At 40.9% G+C, this 8,901-nt stretch carries 9 protein-coding genes and 2 other annotated features; all 9 genes read left to right on the top strand.

The genetic code is table 11. The annotated features are described in order from the left end of the window. Window positions 1–182: 182 nt before the first annotated feature. Window positions 183–1,619, top strand: coding sequence for a replication initiation and membrane attachment family protein (locus J7I93_RS24060; protein WP_214729319.1), 1,437 nt, complete (start codon window positions 183–185; stop codon window positions 1,617–1,619). Beyond that, window positions 1,619–2,548, top strand: a complete 930-nt coding sequence (gene dnaI, locus J7I93_RS24065) for a primosomal protein DnaI (RefSeq protein ID WP_214729321.1) — start codon at window positions 1,619–1,621, stop codon at window positions 2,546–2,548. The genes J7I93_RS24060 and dnaI overlap by 1 nt, the downstream gene beginning before the upstream one ends. 148 nt (window positions 2,549–2,696) lie before the next feature. Then, window positions 2,697–3,569: a putative sporulation protein YtxC gene (gene ytxC, locus J7I93_RS24070; protein WP_214729310.1), complete on the top strand. Its 873-nt coding sequence runs from the start codon at window positions 2,697–2,699 to the stop codon at window positions 3,567–3,569. Window positions 3,570–3,630: 61 nt separating this feature from the next. Then, window positions 3,631–3,850, top strand: a binding site (T-box leader). Between the two features lie 125 nt (window positions 3,851–3,975). Then, window positions 3,976–5,907 carry a threonine--tRNA ligase gene (gene thrS / locus J7I93_RS24075; protein WP_214729312.1) on the top strand — a complete coding sequence of 644 codons (1,932 nt, stop codon included), beginning with the start codon at window positions 3,976–3,978 and terminating at the stop codon, window positions 5,905–5,907. 285 nt (window positions 5,908–6,192) lie between these two features. Further along, window positions 6,193–6,316: a sequence feature (ribosomal protein L20 leader region), on the top strand. Between the two features lie 180 nt (window positions 6,317–6,496). Beyond that, the gene (gene infC, locus J7I93_RS24080; RefSeq protein WP_214729314.1) at window positions 6,497–7,000 is read left to right on the top strand and encodes a translation initiation factor IF-3; all 504 of its coding nucleotides are present in this window, start codon (window positions 6,497–6,499) and stop codon (window positions 6,998–7,000) included. Window positions 7,001–7,015: 15 nt separating this feature from the next. Then, window positions 7,016–7,216: a 50S ribosomal protein L35 gene (gene rpmI / locus J7I93_RS24085; RefSeq protein WP_009333215.1), complete on the top strand. Its 201-nt coding sequence runs from the start codon at window positions 7,016–7,018 to the stop codon at window positions 7,214–7,216. A gap of 26 nt (window positions 7,217–7,242) precedes the next feature. Further along, on the top strand, window positions 7,243–7,602 hold the full coding sequence (gene rplT / locus J7I93_RS24090; protein ID WP_053434161.1) for a 50S ribosomal protein L20: 360 nt from the start codon (window positions 7,243–7,245) through the stop codon (window positions 7,600–7,602). Window positions 7,603–7,945: 343 nt separating this feature from the next. Next, the gene (locus tag J7I93_RS24095; RefSeq protein ID WP_214729315.1) at window positions 7,946–8,218 is read left to right on the top strand and encodes a DUF1294 domain-containing protein; all 273 of its coding nucleotides are present in this window, start codon (window positions 7,946–7,948) and stop codon (window positions 8,216–8,218) included. 64 nt (window positions 8,219–8,282) lie between these two features. Continuing rightward, entirely contained in the window at window positions 8,283–8,852 is a 570-nt protein-coding gene (locus J7I93_RS24100; protein WP_214729317.1) for a TVP38/TMEM64 family protein, read from the top strand. The last annotated feature ends 49 nt before the right edge of the window (window positions 8,853–8,901 follow it).

An 8,901-nucleotide genomic window follows, 5' to 3' on the forward strand; every position in this document is an offset into this window, starting at 1 on the left:
CCACCAGGTCAAGGAAATATGGTAGTTAATCAAGCGGAATAAAGACGAAAAACCCCTGGCCAGGGTAATAGGTTAGTTAATAATACAGATGCACGCCACTCTCTTACTGGGAACCGGCAAACGGCAGAAAAATCATGATCAAGACAAACAAGATAAAAATAGAACGGAAAAAGGTGATCGTTATGGCCCAGCATTGGCAAGAAATGCTTCCAATTGACAGATACACAGTAGCCGCCAGCGGGCTTTTGCATGAATATGACCGAAAAGTGATGACACTGTTGTACCAGCCTCTTATTGGTTCAACTTGTTTTAGCTTATATATGACCCTCTGGGCTGAACTGGAGGAAAACCGGCTTTGGTCTTCTTCCAACTCGCACCACAGCTTGATGAATTTTATGGGCATGGGGCTTAAGGAAATTTATGAAGCTCGTCTCAAGCTGGAGGGAATCGGGCTTCTAAAGGTATATGTAAACAAGGAAGATGATACCCGGTCGTTTATATATGAGCTGCTCCCTCCTTTAACACCAGAACAATTTTTCCTTGATGGCATGCTAAATATTTATCTCTACAGAAAATTGGGTAAAAACCAATTTATGAGGCTGAAACGCTTCTTTTCGGATCAAAAGGTGCATCCAAAACAAGGGTATCAAGAAGTAACCAAGGCTTTTCAGGATGTATATGAATCAGGGCATCCCGGCACTTTTGAGGTTGACAGGGATATGGAGCAGCTTATGAACGAGCCGAATGGGCAGGGGTATATAGGCAGACAAGAACAAGAGGGAATCCAGATCTCCAATGAAGCTTTTAACTTTGATTTGCTTCAGGCGGGGCTGAATGAATCGCTTGTTCCGAAAAAAGCCCTTACAGCTAAAGTAAAGGAATCCATCAGCAATCTTGCTTTTTTGTATGGAATTGATCCGATTCAAATGAAAAATATAGTGATCAGTGCTGTAAATGTAGACAATGAGATTAATGTTGAAGAATTAAGGAAATCTGCACGCGATTGGTACCAATTTCAAAACCAGGATCAGCTTCCATCCCTTATTGACCGGATACAGCCTGCTGTGCACCAAACTCATAAAAATGAGCCAAAGACGCAGGAAGAGGAATTGATCCGTTATTTGGAAATCACATCACCAAGGGAGCTTTTAAAAGATATATCCGGAGGAGCAGAGCCATCAAAAAGTGACTTGCAAATCATTGAGGATGTCATGTTCCAGCAAAAGCTTTTGCCTGGGGTAATTAATGTACTGATTCAATATGTTATGCTAAAAACAGATATGAAATTGACCAAAGGCTACGTTGATAAAATAGCGGGTCACTGGGCCAGAAAAAAGATCAAAACCCCCCAGGAGGCCATGCTTTTAGCTAAAAAAGAGCATCGCCAATATCTTGACTGGGCAGAAGGAAAGAAAACACCTAATAAAAAAGCGAATAAAAAGCAGCCTATCAGGACAGAAATGCTTCCTGACTGGTTTGATGATAAAAGTGAAACAAGCAGTAAAAAAACAGATGACCAGCCGCATAAGAGCGGCAAGGATCAGGATGAACTTGAAATGAAAAAAAGAGAGCTTAAAGAAAAACTGAAAAAACTTCGATCACAGGAGGTGACTGATTGATGGAAAAGATCAATGAAACACTTAGGCGCCTTGCGGGCAATGAAGGGTTCCAAAAAAGGTATGAAATGATGCGAAATCAAACGCTGAATCACCCGGAGGTAAAGGCTTTTTTGAGGGAAAATAAGGATGAAGTGACATCTGAAATGGTTGAAAAAAGCCTGATCAAGTTATTTGAGTATACACAGCAAAGCAAGGAGTGCAATAAATGCACTAGTCTTGAGGGCTGTGTCAATTTTATGCAGGGCTATCACCCTGAACTTGTTATTCAAAGGGGTATTATTGATTTGAAGTACGATAAGTGCCCCCGCAAGGTCATGAATGATGAGAAGAGGAAAAATGAAAAGCTTATCCAGAGTCTGTATGTCCCAACTGATATTTTACATGCCACGTTTGACTCTGTCTATGATGATGACGATCGTATCTTGGCAGTCGATAAGGCAGCTTCATTTGTAATGGACTATCAGCCAGGCTCTAAGAAAAAGGGGATTTATTTTTACGGTAAGTTCGGTGTCGGTAAATCCTATTTGCTTGGAGCCATTGCCAATGAGCTGGCAAGTAAAAAAGTATCTTCTATGATTGTATATGTCCCTGAGCTGTTCAGGGAATTAAAGAATTCAATTGGAGACCATACTTTAAATAGCAAGATTGAAACAATCAAAAAAGCACCTGTTTTAATGTTTGATGATATAGGTGCCGAAACGATGTCAAGCTGGACAAGGGACGAAATTTTAGGTCCAATTCTGCAGTTCCGCATGCAGGAAAGCCTTCCTACCTTTTTCACCTCTAACTTCGATTTCCAAGGGCTGGAGCATCATCTATCCTACAGCCAGCGCGGCGAAGAAGAAAAAATGAAGGCCAGAAGAATAATGGAGCGGATCAAATACCTTGCAGATCCAGTCCTTGTGGAAGGCCCGAACAGAAGAGTTTAACAAAGAAAGCTGCCGTGTCATGTCCGGCAGCTCCTTTTGTATTACTATTTTTCCCTGTATTAAATTGCTAAAAGAACAAACCTGACTTCTAATTTGGCCAAGTTCTCCATATACATAGAACAGAGATTTGTATAAAGGGGGGATTTGGTTGATCGAAATCATTTTCCAAAGCAGTACAGATGCAATGAATTTTTATGAGAATCTTCATGAGCGGCTGCTGTTTTCTAACCAAACCGATAAAAAAACTCTTCAATTTGAAGGTCAACATATAGTTAAAATCTTTATTGAACATAACCTAATAGATTTGGAGTCTGTAAAAGAAGTATTTTATCAGTTTATTGTCAACAGGAAGCAGGATGACTGGTTTAGAAGAATCCTCATGGAAAACTATTATTATGAAGATGAGGGTGAACAGCAGCAGATTCTTGAAATTATCCGCTCCATATTGGAAGGAAACCGTGAGGATCTCGCTGCATTTGTAAGCGATGTGGATGTTAAGGAAAGTTTGAAAAGTGCCATCGATCAGCTCTTTCAAAATAATATATCGTTTTCCTTTGATTCCTTTGTAAAGTTTCGGATGCGTCCGCTTATGGATCAAATGGCCAAATATGTGGAAGTATCCATCGATGAGTATAAAATGGAGCAGGAATATCAAATGTTTATTCAAACTTTAAGAGATTTTTTATCAGGCAGGAAGGCAAAGCTGGATACGATCCATGTACTTATGGATGAGGGCATTCATTTTTATGATGAGCAATTTTTTGAAATAAAGCGGGGAGAGCTTTTAAGAATGATTGACCGGAAACTTTTATCCAATCATCCGGTATATGTTGACTCCGTAACGATTGCCCCGCTTCTTTCCATTGCTCCATCCTGTATTTATCTTTATTCAGATGACTATGAACAGCCATTGGTCAGAACGATCCGCAACATATTTGAAGAAAGACTTGTACTGGATTCCATTTCAGGTTTTTATGAAAATAAAAGAATCTATCCTTACGCAGCTGATGAAAAAATGTAAGATATACCCTTGATTTTCCTGAAATAACAAACTATAATAACGTACATATTATGTTATTCAAGCAAAAGTTGCGATGAGGATAAGGGTATTCTTATACGGTTCAAAGAGAGGGAAGGCAAGGCTGAAACCTTCCTAACACGATTCGAATGCTTACCGCCTCTGAACTCCAGCCAGGAAATGGGCTGGCGGGAAAAGACCGTTATCTTACTACAGAGTCATTTTTCGCATGAGAAAATGAGAAGTAGGGTGGAACCGCGTGTTAATAATAACTCGTCCCTTTTTTAGGGGCGGGTTTTTTTGTTTTTGGCTGAGTTTCAGGTTATTAACATGGCCATCTGTAAAAGGTTAAAACGCAAGAACATCTGAATTCAGTTATCTTGCGCTAACATAAAAAGGAGGAAATATCATGTCAGAAGTTGTTAAAGTTTCGTTTCCAGATGGTGCTGTAAAGGAGTTTCCAAAGGGAACGACAACAGAAGATATTGCAGCTTCGATCAGCCCGGGCCTAAAGAAAAAGGCGATTGCCGGAAAGCTGGATGGAGAAATGTATGATCTTCGGCGTCCAATTGAAAAGGATGGGGCTATTGAAATTGTCACAGCTGACAGCAGCGACGCGCTTGAGGTTCTTCGCCATAGTACTGCCCACTTGATGGCGCAGGCGATAAAACGTTTATATAAAAATGTAAAGCTAGGTGTCGGCCCAGTTATTGAAGGCGGATTTTATTATGACATAGACCTGGAAGAATCCCTGTCGCCGGAGGACCTTCCTGTAATTGAAAAAGAAATGAAAAAAATCATTAATGAAAATATTGATATCAACCGCAAAGAAGTCAGCCGCAATGAAGCTGTTGAGATGTATAAGGAAATTGGTGATGAATATAAGCTTGAACTGATTGAAGCCATTCCAGAAGATGAAACAGTAACAATTTATGAGCAGGGTGAATTTTTTGACCTATGCCGAGGCGTTCACGTTCCCTCAACAGGAAAGCTGAAAGAGTTTAAATTATTAAGCATTGCCGGGGCATACTGGAGAGGCGACAGTGATAATAAAATGCTTCAGCGTATTTATGGAACAGCCTTTTTCAAAAAAGAAGACCTGGCTGAACATTTACGTTTGCTTGAGGAAGCAAAAGAGCGTGATCATCGTAAAATCGGCAAAGAGCTTAACCTGTTCATGAACTCTCAAAAGGTTGGCCAAGGCTTGCCTTTATGGCTGCCGAAAGGGGCAACAATCCGCCGCAACATCGAGCGCTATATTGTTGATAAGGAAGAAAGATTAGGTTATAACCATGTGTATACTCCAATCATGGGAAGTGTAGATCTTTATAAAACTTCCGGACACTGGGACCATTATCAAGAGGACATGTTCCCGGTGATGGAAATGGATAATGAACAGCTTGTTCTGCGCCCGATGAATTGCCCGCATCACATGATGATTTACAAAAACGGCATTCACAGCTATCGCGAGCTGCCTATCCGTATTGCTGAACTTGGAACAATGCACCGCTATGAAATGTCAGGGGCCCTATCCGGACTTCAGCGCGTGCGCGGAATGACTCTCAATGATGCGCACATCTTTGTTCGTCCTGACCAGATTAAGGAAGAATTCAAGCGCGTTGTTCATTTGATCCTAGAGGTATATAAGGATTTCGATATTAATGATTATTCATTCCGTCTATCCTACAGGGATCCTCAAGATACTGAGAAATATTTCGATGATGATGAAATGTGGGAAAAGGCACAGGCAATGCTGAAAGAAGCCATGGATGAAATTGGCCTGGATTACTTTGAGGCAGAAGGCGAAGCAGCTTTTTACGGCCCGAAATTGGATGTACAGGTTAAAACTGCACTTGGCAAGGATGAGACATTATCCACTGTCCAGCTTGACTTCTTATTGCCTGAACGTTTCGATTTAACATATGTAGGAGAAGATGGAAAGCCTCATCGCCCTGTAGTTATCCACCGCGGTGTTGTATCCACAATGGAACGATTTGTGGCATTCCTGATTGAAGAATACAAAGGAGCATTCCCAACATGGCTAGCGCCTGTTCAAGTCCAGGTCATTCCGGTGTCTCCTGATGTGCACTTTGATTATGCAAAACAAGTACAGGAGCAGCTTCAGGCAGAAGGCATCCGCGTTGAGCTTGACGACCGCAATGAAAAAATCGGCTATAAAATCCGTGAAGCGCAAATGCAAAAAACTCCTTACATGCTTGTAGTCGGAGACAATGAAGTAACTGAAAAAGCTGTCAATGTACGCAAGTATGGAGAGCAAAAGTCAGAAACAGTTCCATTTGAAGATTTCATCTCAGCTCTAAAAGCTGAAGTTAAACGTTAATATAGGTATGAAAGGGCTGCGCAGTCTGCAGCCCTTTTCTATTTTAAACTCAGTTAAGAACGATTCGTTGATATATGGGCGGTTTTCGTTGGTATATATTTATTCGTTTATATATTTTGACTCTTGAAAAAAGCTGGGACTTATTTCTTTTTAAAAGAAATTAGCAAAACCATATTGCAAAAGGTGATATATTTTGTTATGCTTTTCTTCGTTGTGATAAAAGTTATTCGTTTGACACGAAATCATACTTTGTGATATAGTATCTAAGGTAATTGAATACAGTTTGAGGAAAAGAAGAAGCACCCGCTTCTCACCTGATTGACGCAAAGTGCAGTTGGCAGGTTTTACGTGAACATTTTCTGTTTATATACGTAAGTGTGGGTGTTTTCATCCGCACTTTTTTATTTGGTTAAAAACAGTTCTGCTTCCCTCTGTGGAAGAGAAATGTTGCATAACTTGCGATTCAGCTTTGGTCCGGTGCAGTTGACAGCTTATGGAGCTGTCAATCTCCAGCAGGCGCTTGCGCTTTTCTTGACCCAAACGTTGTGTTCGCATTAAACCTTGGAGGTGTCTAGCTATTAGCAAAGATATGTTGTTAAACGAGGGCATTCGCGCCCGCGAAGTCCGTCTTATTGACCAAAACGGCGAGCAGTTAGGAATTAAATCAAAATTCGACGCACTTGAAATTGCTTCTCGTGCAAATCTTGATCTTGTTCTGGTTGCACCGAATGCGAAACCTCCTGTAGCCCGTATCATGGACTACGGAAAGTTCAAGTTCGAGCAGCAGAAGAAAGAAAAAGAAGCTCGCAAAAACCAGAAGATTATCAGTATAAAAGAGGTTCGCCTTAGTCCGACTATTGAAGAACATGACTTTAATACTAAACTTCGCAATGCTATTAAATTCCTTGAAAAAGGCGATAAAGTAAAAGCATCGATCCGATTCAAAGGACGTGCCATTACGCATAAGGAAATTGGCCAGCGTGTTCTAGTCCGCTTTGCGGAAGCCTGCAATGAAGTTGCAGCAGTGGAATCACATCCAAAAATGGATGGCCGAAGCATGTTTATGGTCTTAGCACCGAAAAACGACAAGTAAGAGGAGGAATTCCCCATGCCAAAAATGAAAACTCACCGCGGCGCTGCAAAGCGTTTCAAAAGAACAGGTTCTGGTAAACTGAAGCGTTCTCATGCTTACAGAAGCCATATGTTCGCTAACAAATCTCAAAAACAAAAGCGTAAGCTTCGCAAAGGAACTCTTGTTTCTTCAGGCGATTACAAGCGCATCCGTAACTTACTAGTAAATCTTAAGTAATATCTCGAAATTAGGAGGGAAATAATATGCCACGTGTAAAAGGCGGTACAGTTACTCGCAAACGTCGTAAAAAAGTTCTTAAATTAGCTAAAGGTTATTTCGGTTCAAAACATACATTATACAAAGTTGCTAACCAGCAGGTTATGAAATCCCTAATGTATGCATACCGCGACCGTCGCCAGAAAAAGCGCGACTTCCGCAAACTTTGGGTTACTCGTATTAACGCAGCAGCTCGCATGAACGGTCTTTCTTACAGCCGTTTAATGCACGGTTTAAAGCTTGCTGGCATCGAAGTTAACCGCAAAATGCTTGCTGAATTAGCAATCGCTGACGAAAAAGCATTTGCTGAATTAGCATCAGTTGCAAAGCAGCAGCTTAGCAAATAATATATATTCAACAGCCATTCTCTAAACGGGAGTGGCTTTTTTATTTTTTGCTCTGTTAAATGGGGCTGTTGATTTCCGTTCCAGGCAATCGCTTTCCACGGGGCGGGCGGTGAGCCTCCTCGGCGCTCGCGCCTGTGGGGTCTCACCTGTCCCACTCCTCCCGCAGGAGTCGATTGCCTTCCACTCCAATCAACTAAGTGAAAAATCAACATTAAGCTTTAACAGAGCCTATTTCTTAAGAACATAGCAATCCCTTCATAAGAACATTGCTATTTATATATAGACAAAATGCCTTTACTTCTCTTAAGCTCTTACAGGCGTAATACATACAAAGGAGATATGCATGATTAAATTAATTGTTCTCATTTATTTGGTTATGAATTTGGCCGGTTTTGTCTTGATGAAGCTGGATAAAGAAAAAGCCAAAAGAAATCAGTATCGGATCAGTGAAAGGAATTTGTGGCTTGTGGCTTTCTTTAGCGGTGCTGCGGGGATGACAATTGGAATGAACACATTTAGGCATAAAACAAAACATCTGCAATTTAAAATGGGGCTGCCTTTTTTAGCCTTGCTGGAAGCAGGGTTAATCCTGTACCTTATCATTCAATTGTCATAAGCAGGCATGGCCCTCCATAAGCTTTAGTGAACACCCAGAATGACAGCCGGGAGAAGGTGGATGCATGAATGATCAATTGTCGCTGTTGTTTGTGATCGTGGAGACTGCTGGAATTCTTGCTCCCATTGCTTTTATTTTTTTTCATATGATACGGCAGGTTTTATTTATTCCCGTCGCGCTTGTTTGCGTGACAGGAGGAGTTCTGTTTGGAAGCTTTTATGGCTCTGTTTTCTCGATTTTCGGATTAATGATGAGCAGTATTCTCTTTTATTTTATGATCAGCAAAATGCCAAGAACGCATGAAAAGCTTTCTTTATTAAAGAAAAGGTGGTTCGGCGAGTACCGGAATCTGACTGTCGGGCAGGTAACTGTCTTAAGGCTTATTCCCTTTATTCACTATCATTTACTCAACTTTTGCCTAATGGAAAGAAATAAGAATTTTAATGAGTATGTGAAAAATTCCTGGGTCAGCAATTTGCCTCTTGCAATCTTTTATACCGTGTTTGGGGAGTTCATCAGCCGCTTTACTCCATCCATGATTCTGATAATCTTGTTTTCTCTTGCTATTTTAGTTTTTGTATTAAGGGAGAAAACAACTGTTATAAAATGGGAGGAATTCTTTAAAGCAGCATAAAAAAACGTTCGGATGGCCCGAACGTTTTTTACATGTGCGCCCGGCATGG

Source organism: Bacillus sp. ISL-47 (assembly GCF_018613175.1).
Taxonomy (GTDB): domain Bacteria; phylum Bacillota; class Bacilli; order Bacillales; family Cytobacillaceae; genus Cytobacillus.

Coding starts and splice junctions, on each gene's coding strand:
- J7I93_RS24060 (WP_214729319.1), top strand. CDS start 183: ATGGCCCAGCATTGGCAAGAAATGCTTCCAATTGACAGATACACAGTA.
- dnaI (WP_214729321.1), top strand. CDS start 1,619: ATGGAAAAGATCAATGAAACACTTAGGCGCCTTGCGGGCAATGAAGGG.
- thrS (WP_214729312.1), top strand. CDS start 3,976: ATGTCAGAAGTTGTTAAAGTTTCGTTTCCAGATGGTGCTGTAAAGGAG.
- infC (WP_214729314.1), top strand. CDS start 6,497: ATGTTGTTAAACGAGGGCATTCGCGCCCGCGAAGTCCGTCTTATTGAC.
- rpmI (WP_009333215.1), top strand. CDS start 7,016: ATGCCAAAAATGAAAACTCACCGCGGCGCTGCAAAGCGTTTCAAAAGA.
- rplT (WP_053434161.1), top strand. CDS start 7,243: ATGCCACGTGTAAAAGGCGGTACAGTTACTCGCAAACGTCGTAAAAAA.
- J7I93_RS24095 (WP_214729315.1), top strand. CDS start 7,946: ATGATTAAATTAATTGTTCTCATTTATTTGGTTATGAATTTGGCCGGT.
- J7I93_RS24100 (WP_214729317.1), top strand. CDS start 8,283: ATGAATGATCAATTGTCGCTGTTGTTTGTGATCGTGGAGACTGCTGGA.